This window comes from Oleisolibacter albus, from assembly GCF_003336875.1.
Classification (GTDB): Bacteria; Pseudomonadota; Alphaproteobacteria; order Azospirillales; family Azospirillaceae; genus Niveispirillum; species Niveispirillum album.
This window is the reverse complement of sequence record NZ_QGNJ01000007.1, coordinates 48720-64561: the sequence shown is the minus strand read 5'-3', so window position 1 is coordinate 64561 and position 15842 is coordinate 48720. Positions and strand designations below refer to the sequence as shown.

Here is a 15842-nt window from a genome sequence, read left to right as displayed (position 1 = left end):
CGGATCGGCAGTTGTCGATCCGGGTGCAGCCCTTCGCCGTCCAACTGTTGCGAAGGGATCATCATCGCCGTGCGTCACATCCATCTTTCGACCCTGTTGGCCACCGCCGCCGTCCTGGCCCCCGGTGCCGCCGCCGCCCAGTCCAGCGATTCCCTGTCCGAGATCGTAGTCACCGCCACGCGCCGCCCGACGCCGCTCAATCAGGTCGGCAGCGCCATCACCGTCGTGACCGCAGAAGAGATCGAGTCCAGCCAGCGGACCCAGGTGCTGGACGTGCTGGCACGCACCCCCGGCGTCTCGATTTCCCGCACAGGCGGGTTGGGCGCCTCGTCCGCCGTGCGCATCCGCGGTTCCGACACCGGCCAGGTCAAGGTTCTGATCGACGGCGTCGAGGTCAACGACCCCAGCGGTGCCGGAAATGACTTTGATTTCAGTGCTATGACCACGGCGGGAATCGAGCGCATCGAGGTCTTGCGTGGTCCGCAGTCGGCCCTTTATGGCAACGATGCCATGGGTGGCGTCATCAATATCATCACCAAGCAGGCTGATGGGCCGGTGCGGGTCAATGGGCTGGCCGAATATGGCGCGTTCGATACGCGCCGGATCCAGGGGACGGTGGCCGGCCGCGTGGGTACGGTTTCGGGCAGCTTCAATGCCGCCTGGGTGAAGTCGGACGGCTTCTCCCGCGTCGCCGCCGGTGGCGAGAATGACGGGGCCGAGGCGTTGAACCTGTCGGGGCGTCTGGGCACGGTCATCGCCGACACTGTCCGCCTCAACCTGTCTGGCGGTTATGAAGATATGGACTCCGATTTCGATCCATCCACCAGTCAGGATGGCCCGGCCAGCCAGAAGAAGAAGGTCCTGCACGGCAGCGCATCGGCCGGCTTCGATCTTCTGGATGGACGCTGGAGCCACACGCTGACCCTGTCCGGCAGCGATACCGACCGGGATTTTGACGAGCCGCTCGGTTATTACCGCTACTCCACTTATGACGGGTCCCGGACTGGCCTCGATTACCAGACCGAGCTCAAGCTGCGTTCCGCCGATGTCCTGACCGCCGGCGCCTCGCGGGAATGGGAAAAGGCCAAGAACACCTCCACCATCAGCGGGGTCAAGACCACCGGTACCGACGCGGAGGTCCATACCGACGCGGTGTTCGCCCAGTATCAGCTGGCCGTCACCGATGCGGTCTTCATCACCGGCGGTGTGCGCCATGACGACAACAGCCGGTTCGGCGGCAAGACCACCGGCCGCATCGCCGCGTCCTGGAGCCTGCCCACGGGCACGCGCCTGCGCGCCAGCTACGGCACCGCCGCCAAGGCGCCCAGCCTGTACCAGCTGTTCGATCCGGATTATGGCAACCGCGACCTGAAGACGGAAACCAGCAAGGGCATCGATGCCGGCGTGGTCCAGAGCTTCCTGGATGGCCGGATCGAGCTGGAAGCCGGTGTCTTCCACACCGACTATGACAATCTGATCGCCTTCACCAGCGGTTACGTCAATATCGCCAAGGCAAAGACCAAGGGTGTCGAACTGGCGGCGACCCTGCGTCCGCTGGACTGGCTGGATCTGAGCGGCAATTACACGCTGCTGGATACGGAGGACCCGGCCACCAACCGGGCGCTGCCGCGGCGGCCGCGCCATACGGTCAATCTCTCGGCGGCGGTGCGGCCGCTGGCCGGCACCGAGATCGGCACGGACCTGCGCTATGTCTCGCGCCAGCGTGACCGCGCCTCAGCCAGCGCCCCGATCCTGGACAGCTACACGGTGGTGGATCTGCGCGTCAGCCAGCAGGTCACCGACGCGGTCAGCGTCTTCGGGCGGGTCGAAAACCTGTTCGATGAGAATTACCAGGAAGTCTACGGCTATCGCACCTCCGGAACCGCCGCCTATGTGGGCGTGCGGGGGGCGTTCTGAGCCGTGGCGGTGCGGCGCCTGCTCCCGGCTGTTCTGCTGGCGATGCTGACGGGAGCGTCGGCGGTTGCCGCGGGGGAAGCGCCGCGCCGCATCGTGTCGTTGAGCCTGTGTGCCGACCAGTTCGTGCTGGCGGTGGCGGACCGGGACCGGATCGCCGCTGTCAGCCTGCTGGCCGGCGATCCATACCTGTCACCGGCGGCGTCCCTGGCCGAGGGCCTGCCCCGGCATGATGGCCGGGCCGAATCCGTGCTGATGCTGAAGCCGGATCTGGTGGTGACCGGCGGGTTCACGCGGCGGTCCACACTGGAGATGCTGGAACGGTTGGGGGTTCCCGTCCTGAAGCTGCCGACGGCCTCCTCCCTTGACGATATTCCCGGTCAGATCGAACAGCTGGCCGCCGCCGTGGGCGCCTCCGCGCGGGGGCATGCCCTGGCGGACCGGATCCGTACCCAGATCACGCCGCCCCCTGGCCGCTCCCGGCTGACTGCCGCCCTGTTCCGACCCGGCGGCGACGTGCCGGGTGGCCGCAGCCTCATCACCGATATGCTGGCGCGTGCCGGACTGCAGAACATTGCCGACCATTATGCCCACGGGGCGACCGGCCGTGTGGCGCTGGAGGACCTGGTGCTGAATCCCCCGGATATCCTTGTCATCGACAGCCGCCGCAGCGGCCATGACAGCCAGGGGCAGGCCCTGCTGGACCATCCGGCGCTGGCGCCTGTGGCTGGCCGCATGCGCCCTGTCGAATTCCCCCTGCGTTACTGGCTCTGCGCCGGGCCGGGAGCCGTGGAGGGCGTGCCGTTGCTGGCCTCCGCGGCACAGGGAGGTGCCCCATGATTGGCAATATGATCCGCACCGGTCCCCTGATCGCGTCGCTGACCCTGCTGATGCTGGGGCTGCTGGTCCTGTCCTTTCTGGTGGGACCCGCCGATATTGCGCCGCTGGAATTGTCACAGGCGCTGCTGGCCGGCGGCGACTCCCCCACGGCGCTGGTGGCGCGGGAGATCCGGCTGCCGCGTGCGGTGCTGGGGGCGATGGTCGGATTCGTTCTCGGCCTTTCCGGTGCGGCCTTGCAGGGGCTGTTGCGGAACCCCTTGGCCGAGCCAGGCCTGCTGGGCACGTCCGGTGCCGCTGCCTTCGGGGCTGTCTGCGTCATCTATTTCGGCATCGCCGGTCTTGCCGGCCTGGCCTTGCCCTTGGCCGGGATCGCGGGCGCGCTGGTGGCCGTCGGGATCGTGCATCTCATCGCCGGCCGCGAACCGGGGACGCTCACGCTCGTCCTGGCCGGTGTCGCGGTGACGGCCTTGGCCTCGGCCTTCACCTCCCTGGCCCTCAATCTGGCGCCGAACGCCCATGCGGCGCTGGAGATCGCCTTCTGGCTGATGGGCTCGCTGACCGACCGCAGCCTGTCCCATGTGGGCCTTGCCCTGCCGTTCATGCTGGCAGGCTGCCTGGTGCTGCTGTCCCAGTCCCGGGCGCTGGATGCCCTGGCGCTGGGGGAATGCACGGCCGCCAGCCTGGGTGTCAGCCTGCCGCGGGTGCGGACGGCCCTGGTCCTGGGGACGGCCCTGGCCGTGGGGGCCGCTGTGTCGGTCAGTGGCAGCATCGGTTTCGTCGGGCTGGTGGTTCCGCATCTGGTCCGGTCCCTGGTGGCGCAGCGGCCGGGTGCGGCCCTGCTGCCCAGCGGTCTGGCCGGTGCCTGCCTTCTGCTGGCCGGCGATATCAGCGTGCGGCTGCTGCCCACCAATGACGAACTGAAGCTGGGCGTGGTCACCGCCCTGATCGGCGCCCCGTTCTTCCTGTACCTTCTCACCCGTCTGCGGAGAGAGATGCGATGATCCGTCTGGAGGCCAGGGACGTCACCGTCCGGATCGGCAGCCGCACTCTGCTGGACCGGGCCGGTCTGGCCGTCGCTGCCGGGGAAATGGTCGGGCTGATCGGCCCGAACGGTGCCGGAAAGAGCACGCTGCTGACCGTGCTGGCCGGGTTGCGCTCCCCGGCCGAGGGAGCCGTGCTGCTGGAGGATAGGCCGCTGTCGGGTCTTGAGGCCCGCGCCAGAGCCCGCGCCATCGGCTATCTGGAACAGGGCAGCATGGCCCACTGGCCGCTCAGCGTCCGCCATACCGTGGCGCTGGGGCGTCTGCCCCATCGCGGGCCGCTGGCGGGGGAGGGGGCCGACGATCGGGCTGCCATCCAGTCCGCCATGCGCGATTGCGGCGTGCTGCAACTGGCGGAGCAGACGGTCACCACCCTGTCCGGTGGCGAGCGGACGCGCGCCATGCTGGCCCGTGTTCTGGCCGGACAGCCCCGCATGATCCTGGCCGATGAACCGGTCGCGGGCCTTGATCCGGCGCATCAGTTGCAGGTCATGGATCTGTTGAAGCAGCGGGCCGCCGCCGGGCAGGGCGTCATCGTGGTGCTGCACGACATGGCCCTCGCCCTGCGCTACTGCCATCGCCTGGTCTGTCTGGCCGGCGGGGCGGTGGTGGCCGACGGTGCGCCGCTGGATCTGCTGGAGCGCGGGACGCTGGCCGACATCTATGGTGTGGATCTGCTGACGGGCCGGCACGAGGGGCAGGCCTATGCCCTGCCCTGGCGTCTCAACCGCGAGGTGGGCCATGGCGGCTGACCTGACACTGGTGCTTGGTGGCGCCCGCTCGGGCAAGAGCCGCTTCGCCGAAGGGCTGGTGACGGCCCTGCCGGGGCCATGGGTCTATATCGCCACGGCGCAGGCCTTCGATGCGGAGATGGTCCAGCGCATCGCCCATCACCGGGCCAGCCGCGTGCCGGGCTGGGAGACAGTCGAGGCCCCGCTGGACCTGCCGGGCGCCATCGACGTTGCCGCGGGCCGGCCGGTGCTGGTCGACTGCCTGACCTTGTGGCTGTCGAATCTGCTGCTGGCGGACCGGGATATCGCTGCCGCGACCGCCGATCTGACGGCGGCCCTGGCGCGGGCGGCGGCACCCGTGGTGCTGGTCGCCAATGAGGTCGGGCTGGGCATCGTGCCGGACAACGCCCTGGCCCGCCGCTTTCGGGACGAGGCGGGGCGCCTGCACCAGCATCTCGCCGCCCGCGCCGACCGGGTGGTGTTCACGGTGGCCGGACTGCCGCTGGCCGTAAAGGGCGTGCTGCCCGACAAGGGAGGATGAGCATGGATCAGGACGAGGCGAACCGCCGCCACAAGGCCAAGATGGAGAAGCGCAAGGCCCTCCAGGATGCGCGGGTGGCCCGGAACACCGACGAGAAGGGCTTGCTGATGGTCCATACCGGGGCGGGCAAGGGCAAGAGCACGGCGGCCTTCGGTCTGTTGATGCGGGCCGCCGGCCATGGCTTCCGTTGTGGTCTGGTACAGTTCATCAAGGGCACCTGGGCCACCGGCGAACAGGAGGCGCTGAAGCGCTTCTCCGACCTCATCGAGCACCGGGTCATGGGCGAGGGGTTCACCTGGGAGACCCAGGATCGGGAGCGCGACGTCGCGGCCTGCCGCGCCGCCTGGGAGGTGGCGTGCAGGATGATGGCGGACCCGTCCTGCCGGCTTGTGGTCCTGGATGAGCTGAATGTGGCCCTGCGCTACGATTACCTGCCGATCGAGGAGGTGGTCGCCGTCCTTTCCACCCGCCGCCCGGACCTGCATGTGCTGGTCACCGGGCGCAATGCCAAGCCGGAGCTGATTGCCGCTGCCGATCTGGTCACGGAGATGACCGCGGTCAAGCACCCGTTCGAGGCGGGCATCAAGGCGCAGCAGGGGATCGAGTTCTGATGCGCGTCCCTGCTTTGATGCTGCAGGGAACCGGGTCGGATGTGGGCAAGTCGCTGCTGGTGGCGGGGCTTGCCCGCGCCTACCGCCGCCGCGGTCTGGCCGTGCGTCCGTTCAAGGCGCAGAACATGTCGAACAATGCGGCTGTGGCCGCGGGTGTGGAGGGCGGCCACGGCGAGATCGGCCGGGCCCAGGCGCTTCAGGCCCTGGCTTGCGGCGTGGCGCCCAGCGTCCACATGAATCCGGTGCTGCTGAAACCCCAGAGCGATGTGGGGGCCCAGGTCGTGGTTCAGGGGCGGGTACTGACCACGGCCCGGGCCGGCGACTATCTGACCCTGAAGCCGACCCTGCTACCCCGTGTCCTGGAGAGCTTCGTCCACCTGGAGGCGGAGGCTGATCTGGTCCTGGTGGAAGGGGCTGGCAGCCCGGCGGAGGTCAATCTCCGCCCCGGCGACATCGCCAATATGGGCTTTGCCCGGGCGGCCGGCGTGCCCGTGGTGCTGGTGGGGGACATCGACCGCGGTGGCGTCATCGCCAGTCTGGTGGGCACCGCCGCCGTGCTGGACCCTGCCGACCGTGCCATGATCCGTGGTTTCCTCATCAACCGCTTCCGCGGCGACATCCGGTTGTTCGATGACGGCCTCCGCATCATCGCGGAGCGGACGGGATGGCCGGCATTCGGTGTCCTGCCCTGGCTGCCTGCGGCGGCCCGTCTGCCCGCGGAAGACGCGGTGGTGCTGGAGACGCGGCCGACGGGACCGGAGGGAAAGGCCCTGCGGGTGGCCGTGCCGATGCTGGCCCGCATCGCCAATTTCGATGATCTGGACCCGTTGGCGCGCGAAGCCGGCGTCTCGCTGACCTTCGTTCCGCCCGGCCGGCCCTTGCCCGGTGATGCCGATCTGGTGGTGCTGCCGGGCAGCAAGGCGACGCTGGCGGATCTGGCCTTTTTCCGTGCCCAGGGCTGGGATGTGGATCTGGCCGGCCATGTCCGCCGGGGCGGCCATGTCTGGGGCTTCTGCGGCGGCTACCAGATGCTCGGCCGCTTCATTGCCGATCCCGACGGCGTGGAGGGAACACCGGGTTCGGCGCCCGGTCTGGGGCTGCTGGATGTGGAGACGGTGCTGACCAGCCGGAAAACCGTGCGGGAGGTCGGGGGCCGGCTTCCGGGTGGTGCCATGTTTTCGGGATACGAGATCCATGTGGGTGTCACAAGCGGTCCGGATTGCGTCCGCCCGGCGCTGACCCTGGGCGATGGCCGGTCCGATGGCGCCATGTCGGTGGATTGTCGCATCCGGGGCACTTACGTGCATGGGCTCTTGACCGCGGGTGCTGCTCGGGCCGAGTTGTTATCCGGACTGGGTGCTGCCTCGGACGGCATGGATCATCGGGTGGTCGTCGAGGCGGCGCTGGATGAGATTGCCGATGCCATGGAACAGCATCTGGATCTGGATGGCCTGCTGGCCGTGGCCCGTTCGCGTGGTGAACCATGATCGTTCCCGACTTCGACCCGCCGTTCCAGGATAACTTCCGCGCCCTGCTGCGGTGGCGCCGGGACATCCGGCATTTCCGCACCGATCCCATCTCCGAATCGGTGATGACGCAGCTGTTCGCCGATGCGGCCATGGCACCCAGCGTCGGGCTCAGCGAGCCCTGGCGCTTCGTCCGTGTGGACGATCCGGCCCGCCGGGCCGCTGTGCGGGAGATCTTCCTGCGCGAGAATACCCAGGCCCTGGCCGAGCAGGGCGAGCGTGTGGCCCAGTATGCCAAGCTGAAGTTGGAGGGAATCGACCGGGCGCCGGTGCAGATCGCCGTCTTCGCCGACCCCGACCCCGACCAGGGGCACGGGCTGGGGCGGCGCACCATGCCGGAAACGCTGGCCTATTCCGCCGTCATGGCCATCCATACCCTGTGGCTCAGCGCCCGCGCCCATGGCATCGGCCTCGGCTGGGTGTCGATCCTCGACCCGGTCGAGGTGCGGCAGGTGATGGATGTGCCGGAGGAATGGAATTTCGTCGGCTACCTCTGCCTGGGCTATCCCGTGAAGGACGACCCGGTGCCCGAACTGGAGCGGGAAGGCTGGGAGCATCGACGCCCCATGGCCGAGAAGATCCTGCGCCGCTGACGGCGCCGGTCAGGGGCAGGCTGTCAGCAGCAGTCCCGCACCGGCCAGCAGCAGCATTCCGGTCCAGGCGCGCCAGACCAGCCGCCGCGCCCGGTCGATGTCGTCCGCCCCCAGGTCCGCGCGCCCGTCGCCCATCCAGGCATCCTCGACCATGGTGCCGCCATAGCGCCGTGGTCCCGCCAGGCGGAATCCCAGGGCACCGGCCAGGGCGGCCTCCGGCCAGCCGGCATTGGGAGAACGATGCTTCCCGGCGTCGCGCAACACGGCCCGCCCGGCCGCGGCCGCATCGGCACCGGGCAGCGTCCAGGCAGCCCCTGTCAGCAGTCCGGCGGTCAGGCGCGCGCCGGGCAGGTTCAGCCCATCGTCCAGCCGGGCCGCGGCCCAGCCGAAGGCCAGGAACCGGGGGCTGCGGTGGCCGATCATGCTGTCGGCGGTATTGACGGCCTTGTAGAGGACGATGCCGGGCAGCCCGCCCAGAAGCAGCCACACGGCCGGTGCCACGACACCATCGGAGAAGTTCTCGGCCAGGCTCTCGCAGGCGGCGCGGGCCACACCCGCCCGGTCCAGGCACTCGGGATCGCGGCCGACGATCATGGACACCGCGCGCCTTCCTTCGGCCAGGGATGTCCGCAGCCCGGCGGAGACGGCCGCCACATGGCTGTCCAGACTGCGCTGGGCCAGCAGGCTGGAGGCGAGAACGGCCTCCAGGATCCAGCCGCCGGGAAGCTGGCGAAGGGTCAGTGCCAGGGGCACAGTCACGCCCATGGCGACCGCCAGCAGCAGCAAGACGGCAAGCAGCCCGGACAGACGACGGCTGCGGAATGTGTCGCCATCGCGGTTCAGCCGCCTGTCCAGCCAGCCGATCAGAGCACCGATCCAGACAACGGGGTGCGCAATCCGCCGGAACAGGCTATCCGGGTAGCCGGCGATGCGTTCCACCAGCAACGCCACACAGAGGACCGGAAGGGTCAGGGATAGATCGAACATGGCGCTGATGCTTAACACGGATGCTGCCGTAATCCAGGACGAAGCGCATGGGGGCGGGCTGGATGCTGCCCGTGCCGCGTGGCCGGACGCACCAGATCCCTGGATCGACCTCAGCACCGGCATCAATCCCTGGTGCTATCCGCTGCCGCCCATTCCCGCGCAGGCGTGGACGCGATTGCCTGAGACCGCGGCCCTGGGGGCCTTGCACCAGGCAGCTGCCCTTTGCTACGGCGCACCCGGCGCGGAGCATGTCGTCGCCGCGCCGGGGACCCAGGCCGTCATCCAATGGCTGCCACGCCTTGTCCCACGAAACGGTGTCGCCATCCTGGGGCCGACCTATGCCGAACATGCCGCCTGCTGGCGGCTGGCCGGTCACGACACCATGATGGTGCCGGACCTGGAGGCCGCCCTGGGGAGCGGTGCCGGCGTCGTGGTGGTGGTCAATCCCAACAATCCGGACGGGCGCGTGCTGGAGCGGGATACGCTTCTGCGGGCCGCCGCGACTCTGGGGCGGCGTGGCGGCTGGCTGGTGGTCGATGAGGCCTTCATGGATGTCGACCCCGTCCACAGCCTGGCTGCGGACGTCGACCACCCGGCGCTGCTGGTGTTGAGGTCGTTCGGCAAATTCTACGGACTGGCCGGGCTTCGCCTGGGCTTCGTCCTGGCCGCACCCGCTTCGGCGACGATCCTCCGCCGTGCCATCGGTCCATGGGCTGTGCCCGGCCCGGCGATCGCCCTGGCGTCGATGGCGTTGGCGGACCGGAGTTGGGCTGACCGCATGCGGCAGCGGCTTGCGGCGTCCGCACGCGACCTGGATGATTGTCTCAGCCGGGGCGGGCTGGCCCTGCGCGGTGGTACTCCGCTGTTCCGGTTGGTATCGCACCCGGATGCGACGCAGGTGGCCGAGGCCCTGGCGGGCAGGGGGATCCTGGTCCGGCGGTTTGCGGATCGGCCGACGCTTTTGCGCTTTGGTCTTCCCGCCGATACCGCGGCGCTGGACCGGCTGCGCGTGGCTTTGGGCGCCATCGCCTCCACCGGTTGCGGCAAGGGTCAGGGTTGAGCCAGGGCCGATGCCCCCTCCAGCGACAGCCGCGACGGCGGGTACACCCGGTCCATATCGATCACGTTGATATCGAGGGGGGCGAGGTCGGTCACCCGGAGAAAATCTGCCAGGGTCGTGCCGCGGGCATCGCTGTCCAGATTTGCAGGGCCGCGGCCATCGCGCAGATCGCTCAGGCTTATGGTTCGGAAATCGATGCTGAACCGGGTGAAGCCCATGCGGTTGGGGGCGGATGCATGCAGATGGTGGCCGGAGAAACACATGGCCTCGGCGGCGCCGAGCGCCAGCCGAACCGCGCCGGTGCGGTCGATGGGGCGATCCGGCCAGGGATGCGGACGAGGATCGCTGGTGATGTGCTGTGCTGCCGCGTACCGGGCCGTTGCGACCCAGTCGCCATAATGGAACCCTGCTGACCCGTTGGGGACCGGATGGTTGAAATATCCCGGAAACATGTCCATGCCGCCATCAGCCGTGATGCCATAGACAGGCATCCAGAAATTGATCAAGGCCTGTGGGTGGGCATACCAGGTGTCCCGGTGGGGTTGATAATTGTAGCTGACCCCGGATGTCAGATAATCGTGACTGGGAATTGCCCGAAGCCGAGGCAGATCAAAATAGGTGTCCGCGGGATCGCACCCCAGCTCCCGTAAACAGGCCTGCATCAGCGACTTTGTCTCGTCGCTGTTCGTGAAGGTTGATTTCAATGGGGAGACACAGGCGACAAACTGGTCGACGGTCAAGGCATGTTGAGCCATCAGGGGGTCTATTCCATCGAAGGCCTCCCGGATCAGTTTATCCGCATGCACGCAGAGCGCTTGAAGCCCAGGCCTGTCGGAGAGAATGAACAAATGCCCTGCCAAGACATGCTCTCGCCGTTGAGTGTCGGAAAAACCATGATCGGTGTAGATCCCCGTCATTGACATTATCCTGATTTAAGGGGCGGGGGCCGCAAGGGGTGAATACTTAATCCTGTATTCGACGCGCAGCCCGGACAATTAGCGTATTCCATGCCGGGCCTTGACCCTTTGGCCAAGGTGGGGTTCTCGCGCTGGTGACACTGCGCCGGGATCGAACGGGTATCCATTCGGCCTTCCGGCCGAGATCCAGCTATGGCAAGCCTATGCCCCCCGGGGAGGCGGACCTTGCATGGTGATCGATGAAGGGAGACGCGCTTCCTTTCCGCAGGTCCCGCCGGCTTCCGCGCGTGTCGGCAATCCATGCCGCGTGCGGAACGGTTGGGGGGATGCCATGTAGGTCGTGGCCGATCCCGCCGCTGCGATTCGTGACCTCGGGTGGTGGCCGCAATTGGAGGATCTGAACGCCATCATTGCCGCCGCTTTGTATGAGAGATCAAGTGTATGGAGGACATGAAGTAATACTGAAAAATTCGTCTGGACGTAGAGAATTTTTTCTGAATTGCGCCGGGGTTGTTTGGAAAGTACAAGTCAAGAAAGATGGTGGATGCCATACGTGGTAGTGGGAATTCTCCATTTGCCCTTCTTGCTGCTCGAAATCCGAAGTGTTAGGCGGCTAATGCACTGCCTTGCAGTGGAGGGTTTTGAAGAATTTACGGAAGGGGTACAGAGACTATGCGGAAAGCGCTCTTCGCCGTAGGGGCCGGTTTGCTGAGCACCAGCATGCTGACGTCCGTGGCCAGCCCTGCCTCGGCCCAGGAACCGCGGCGCGGCCAGACAGTGACGGAGCGCGCCCGGCCGGATTATGATGCGAAAGGGCTGCGGGCCGGTTCATTCCTGCTCTTCCCCCAGTTGGCGCTGAGCAGCGAATATGATGACAATATCTACGCAAGCCAGACCGGAAAAGTAGACGACTTCATCTTCATTGCCCGTCCGGAACTGCGGGTGCGCTCTGACTGGGGCCGGCATGCCGTCGGTCTCCGGGCCGGCGCGGAGCTGGGCCGACATGCCGATAACAGCAGCGAGAACTACACGGACTATTTTGCCTTGGCGGACAGCCGTTTCGATATCACCGCGGGGACTGCGCTCAATGTCAATGCGGGCTATCAGAATCGCCACGAGGAACGGGGCGCTGCCAACGATGTCGGCGGGGCCGAGCCGACAGAATATGATCTGACGACGGCCGGTGTCACGCTGCGCCGCGAGGTCGCCAGGTTGTCAGGCCGTTTGATGGCCGACTGGCGGAATTACGACTTCGAGGATGTGGCCGCCTTTGGCGGCGGGCTGCTGGATCAGGACACCCGTGACCGCAACGAGTATGGGGTCACCGGCCGCCTTGCCTATGCGACATCGCCCAACCTGTCTGCGTTCGTCCAAGGGGGCTTCAATTGGCGCCGGTATGATCAGGGATCGGCGCGTGACTCCGATGGTTATGCCGCGACGGGCGGCGTCGCGGTCGATATCAGCGGCATCACGACGGGGGAAGTCTTCGCCGGTTACCGCCGCCAAAACTACAAGGACTCCGCCTATGCGTCTGTTGATGGGCTGACCTATGGCGCCAGCCTCGATTGGAACCCAACGCCGCTGACCACGGTGTCCGTCGGCGTCTCCAACACGGTCGAGGAGACAACCCTGTCCGGTAGTTCGTCCTTCGTACAGACGGAATACCAGGTGCGGGTCGATCATGAACTCCTGCGCAATCTCATCCTCGGTGGCTATGCCGGTTATGCCGAGGATGACTACAAAGGCAGCGTGCGCGAGGAGGAGTTGTACTCAGCAGGAATCGGCATGAAGTACCTGTTTAACCAATTCTTCAACATCGATGTCGGATATGGTTTCTCCAGCCGTGTTTCGAACATCCCTGGACGTGATTTTGAAAGCAATGCTGCCTTTCTGCGGCTGACCGCGACATACTAATGCGCAGTGGGTGCGTCTGTTCGCCCTGGAATCGAGCGGGCGCCACATCAGCGTCGATTACCTTTGTATCGAAACTCCGGCTTTCGTGCTAAAGTCAAAATATCTGGTTGGGACAGACAGAGCGTGCCTCGACAGTGTCGGCACGCTCGCGCCTGAGGGGGCAGGTGCTGTTCAAGCCGGGGTAGAGGGGCCGACACGAGGCGGAGCGGGGCGTGCAGCGGGCAGAAAGCGCGCAGACCAGGACGGTACCAGCCGCTGTGCTACACCGGACGGAGCGGCGTGTAGCCAGTGTCCTGTTCTGTGACATCGTTGGTTCCAGCGGCTTGATCGCGACGGAGGAGCTGGAAGATGCCCAGGACCGGCTGTCCCGCGCGATTTCGGCCATGCACCGGCAGATCGAGCGGTTCGGCGGGATGGTCTGTCAGACCATGGGCGACGGCGTGCTGGCCCTGTTCGGTGTCCCGAACAGCCTTGAAAGCCACGGTGTCCGGGCCTGCTATGCTGCCGATGCCATTCTGCGCGAGGTGCGCTGGGGCAGCCTTGGCGACATCCATGTCCGTATCGGACTCAGCGCTGGTGAGATCCTGTGGGACCCCGAGGCGTTGGGCGGGCGCTTCCGGCCGCCGGCCACGGGCAGGCCCGTCCATCTGGCGGCCAAGTTGCAGCAGGCGGCCCCTGTCGACGGCATTCTCCTGTGCGACGGTCTGGCGCCGCTGGTTGCCGACTGGATCGACATGGAACCCGCGGCCGTCGTCGCCCTCGGGGCCGAGGACGCCGTCCCCAGTCAACGCCAGCTCGGCGTGCATGCGCGACCGGCCACTGCGGCCAACCGGTTGCCGCTGCTTGGGCGGACAAAGGCCATCTCTCCGTTGTTGGATGCCCTGGTTGAGGCACAGCTTGGTTTCGGCAGCGCCCATCTGCTGCTGGGAGAGGCGGGAATCGGGAAAAGCCGGGTTCTGGCCGAACTTGCCTCCCGCGTGCGACGACTGGGTATTCCTGTGCTGGAGTGGGTTCTGCCACAGGTCCGGGCGGCTGGCGCCGCTGATCCCGTGCATGAATTCGTATCCGCCCTGTTGGGCGCATCATTGCCGCCGGATCTTGAAGCGGTCCGCACTATGCTGGCTGATCACGGGGTCCGGGACTTGCCCGGACGTGCCCTGGCCGAGTTGCTCCATCCCTACCCCGGTTTGGCGGGCGATCCGACGGCCCGCCTTTATCTGGCGGCAGATGCCCTGGTCTCGCTGGTCCGTCGTGCCGCCGGCTCCGGCCCTTTGCTGTTGATTGTCGAGGATCTGCATTGGGCCGATAAGGACCTTCAGGTCATTGCCGACAGGCTCGCCCTGGCAACAACCGAGTTTCCTCTCGTTGCTGTTGCGTCGACCCGGACTGCGCCTGAATTGTACTGGGATGGTGCAGCCCGGCATGACCTGCTGCCACTTCCCGGCGATATTGCCAGCCAGCTGCTCGATCATCTGATGGGCGCGGAAGTCCTCCTCGACCCGGTGAAGGACGGGCTGCTGCGGCGCTGCCAGGGCAATCCATTCTTTCTGCTGGAAAGCGTCCGTGCGCTGGTTGCCGGGGGGATGCTGGCCGGCCAGTGGGGGGATCTGCAGCCGGTCGGTCCGGTGCTCCCGACCATACCCACCAGTGTGCAGGCAGTGCTGTCGGCCAGGATCGACGGGCTCCCGGCAGAGCTGCGTCCCATTTTGTGGGCTGCAGCGGTTATCGGACCGACCTTCGACGTGGATCTTCTGGGGGCTGTGCTGGGAGCGGCCCGGCCCGATCTCGACCCACACCTTTCCCGGCTCGCGGCGGATGGCTTCATCGATGGAACCCGTCTCCTGCCGCGGCTGGAGTACAGTTTCCGCCATGCGCTTCTCCATGAAGCGGTCTACGCCAATCTGACCAGGAAAGAGCGGATCAGGCTCCATGCCAGGGTGGCCGAGCTTCTGCAGGCGACGGAATTTTCTGATTTGAGGGGGCGCGAGGCGGCGTTAAGCCGCCATGCCTTTCGCGCTACGGACTGGGCCATAGCGGCACAGGCCGGATTGCGTTCAGGCCGGGATGCCTTCCTGCAATCCCGGGCTGACGAAGCCTTCGAGCTTCTGACTCTGGCTGTGACCGCGTCGGGCCATGTCCCGGCGGCTGAGCCGGCAACGGGGATCGATGCCCGGCTTCTGCTGGCCAAGGCAGCCATGACTCGGGGAACGGCTGCCGCCGATCATCTGCAGGAGGCGCTGCGGCAATGCGAAATCCTGGGGGATCCGCGGCGGCAACTGACCGCATTGGGAGGCCTGATCAGCCATCATTGGGTGCATGGCAAGGTCGATACAGCTGTGTCCCTCGGTTGGCAGGCCTTTGAACTCTCCAGCCGTTTCAGCGGCCGTCCCCTTCCCGAGCCAAGGTCTTGGCTGGTCGGGGCTCTGGCGGAGAATGGCCAGGTTCATGCCGCGCTGCAGGTTGCAGAACGCGCCATCGGCGGGGATACGCCGGTTGATCCGGGGCGGCTGCGCTTCATGCAGCTGGATGCGCTGCTGATGACAGAGGTGCATCGGGCGCGTTGTCTGGCCGAACTCCAGGACTGGTCAGCGCTTACGGCGAGCGTCGAAACCATTCTGGATCTTGCATCCGTCTCGGATTTTCCCTTCGAGCGGATCTATGCCTGGACCTATGTCGCCGAAATCTGGGCCTGGCAGGGTCGGACCGGTGAGGCGCTGGGCTTGGCGGAGGAGGCGCTGCAGGTGATGCGGTCTCTGGGGGCCGTTCTTTTCGAACCGCGGCTGCTGGCGCTGGCCGGATGGATGCGGGTGCGGACCGGCGATGGGGCGGGGGGGCTCGTCTATCTGGCCAAAGCCTCCCGGCTGGCCGCTCGACAGGCGCTTACGGGCAATACCGCCTGGCAGCTTTATGCGGAGGCGTCCGCGTATCTGCTGGCGGGACATGCGGACAGGGGATGGAGCGCCTTGCGACGGGCACAGACACTGGCCCGGGGCCGCGGGGCCCATCTTCTGCTTGCGCGTCTGGATCGTCTGGCTCAGGCGCACGATGCCGCCGCGTACAAGCCGGATGGGGACCGGACCACCCGCGAGGCAAGACCGATCCTGGTCAATCCCTGACAGGGCACGGATGCGCCGGACCGCTGCATAGGAGGAGCCGCCGAGACGATCC

At 66.9% G+C, this 15842-nt stretch carries 13 protein-coding genes; 11 read left to right on the top strand and 2 right to left on the bottom strand.

What is annotated here, in order from left to right; genetic code table 11:
* Positions 1-69 precede the first annotated feature (69 nt).
* From DK368_RS22290 to bluB, 8 genes are read left to right on the top strand one after another with little or no spacing between them, the layout of a single operon-like run.
* On the top strand, positions 70-1917 hold the full coding sequence (locus tag DK368_RS22290; protein ID WP_162305994.1) for a TonB-dependent receptor plug domain-containing protein: 1848 nt from the start codon (positions 70-72) through the stop codon (positions 1915-1917).
* Positions 1918-1926: 9 nt separating this feature from the next.
* The gene (locus tag DK368_RS11210) at positions 1927-2754 is read left to right on the top strand and encodes an ABC transporter substrate-binding protein (RefSeq protein WP_155524551.1); all 828 of its coding nucleotides are present in this window, start codon (positions 1927-1929) and stop codon (positions 2752-2754) included.
* Positions 2751-3755, top strand: coding sequence for a FecCD family ABC transporter permease (locus DK368_RS11205; protein WP_114394042.1), 1005 nt, complete (start codon positions 2751-2753; stop codon positions 3753-3755). Before DK368_RS11210 ends, DK368_RS11205 begins: the two co-directional genes overlap by 4 nt.
* Positions 3752-4546, top strand: a complete 795-nt coding sequence (locus tag DK368_RS11200) for an ABC transporter ATP-binding protein (RefSeq protein WP_114394041.1) — start codon at positions 3752-3754, stop codon at positions 4544-4546. Before DK368_RS11205 ends, DK368_RS11200 begins: the two co-directional genes overlap by 4 nt.
* Positions 4536-5066 (top strand): bifunctional adenosylcobinamide kinase/adenosylcobinamide-phosphate guanylyltransferase, encoded by a 531-nt coding sequence (gene cobU / locus DK368_RS11195; protein WP_114394040.1) that lies wholly within the window; start codon positions 4536-4538, stop codon positions 5064-5066. The genes DK368_RS11200 and cobU overlap by 11 nt, the downstream gene beginning before the upstream one ends.
* Positions 5063-5677, top strand: coding sequence for a cob(I)yrinic acid a,c-diamide adenosyltransferase (cobO, locus tag DK368_RS11190; RefSeq protein ID WP_420818898.1), 615 nt, complete (start codon positions 5063-5065; stop codon positions 5675-5677). The genes cobU and cobO overlap by 4 nt, the downstream gene beginning before the upstream one ends.
* A complete protein-coding gene (locus DK368_RS11185; RefSeq protein ID WP_114394038.1) occupies positions 5677-7164 on the top strand; it encodes a cobyric acid synthase in 1488 nt (495 codons plus the stop codon). The genes cobO and DK368_RS11185 overlap by 1 nt, the downstream gene beginning before the upstream one ends.
* The gene (bluB, locus tag DK368_RS11180; RefSeq protein WP_114394037.1) at positions 7161-7796 is read left to right on the top strand and encodes a 5,6-dimethylbenzimidazole synthase; all 636 of its coding nucleotides are present in this window, start codon (positions 7161-7163) and stop codon (positions 7794-7796) included. Before DK368_RS11185 ends, bluB begins: the two co-directional genes overlap by 4 nt.
* Before the next feature lie 9 nt (positions 7797-7805).
* On the opposite strand, the gene cbiB is transcribed toward bluB, so the two are convergent.
* Entirely contained in the window at positions 7806-8783 is a 978-nt protein-coding gene (gene cbiB / locus DK368_RS11175) for an adenosylcobinamide-phosphate synthase CbiB (RefSeq protein WP_114394036.1), read from the bottom strand.
* Between cbiB and cobD the strand changes: the two genes are divergently transcribed.
* The gene (cobD, locus tag DK368_RS11170; protein ID WP_240002451.1) at positions 8782-9843 is read left to right on the top strand and encodes a threonine-phosphate decarboxylase CobD; all 1062 of its coding nucleotides are present in this window, start codon (positions 8782-8784) and stop codon (positions 9841-9843) included. The two genes, cbiB and cobD, sit on opposite strands and share 2 nt — an antisense overlap.
* On the opposite strand, the gene DK368_RS21390 is transcribed toward cobD, so the two are convergent.
* A complete protein-coding gene (locus DK368_RS21390; RefSeq protein ID WP_155524550.1) occupies positions 9834-10760 on the bottom strand; it encodes a phytanoyl-CoA dioxygenase family protein in 927 nt (308 codons plus the stop codon). The two genes, cobD and DK368_RS21390, sit on opposite strands and share 10 nt — an antisense overlap.
* Before the next feature lie 720 nt (positions 10761-11480).
* On the opposite strand from DK368_RS21390, the gene DK368_RS11160 reads away from it, so the two are divergent.
* On the top strand, positions 11481-12674 hold the full coding sequence (locus DK368_RS11160) for an outer membrane beta-barrel protein (protein ID WP_240002450.1): 1194 nt from the start codon (positions 11481-11483) through the stop codon (positions 12672-12674).
* Positions 12675-12886: 212 nt separating this feature from the next.
* Positions 12887-15790 carry an AAA family ATPase gene (locus DK368_RS11155; protein WP_114394033.1) on the top strand — a complete coding sequence of 968 codons (2904 nt, stop codon included), beginning with the start codon at positions 12887-12889 and terminating at the stop codon, positions 15788-15790.
* The last annotated feature ends 52 nt before the right edge of the window (positions 15791-15842 follow it).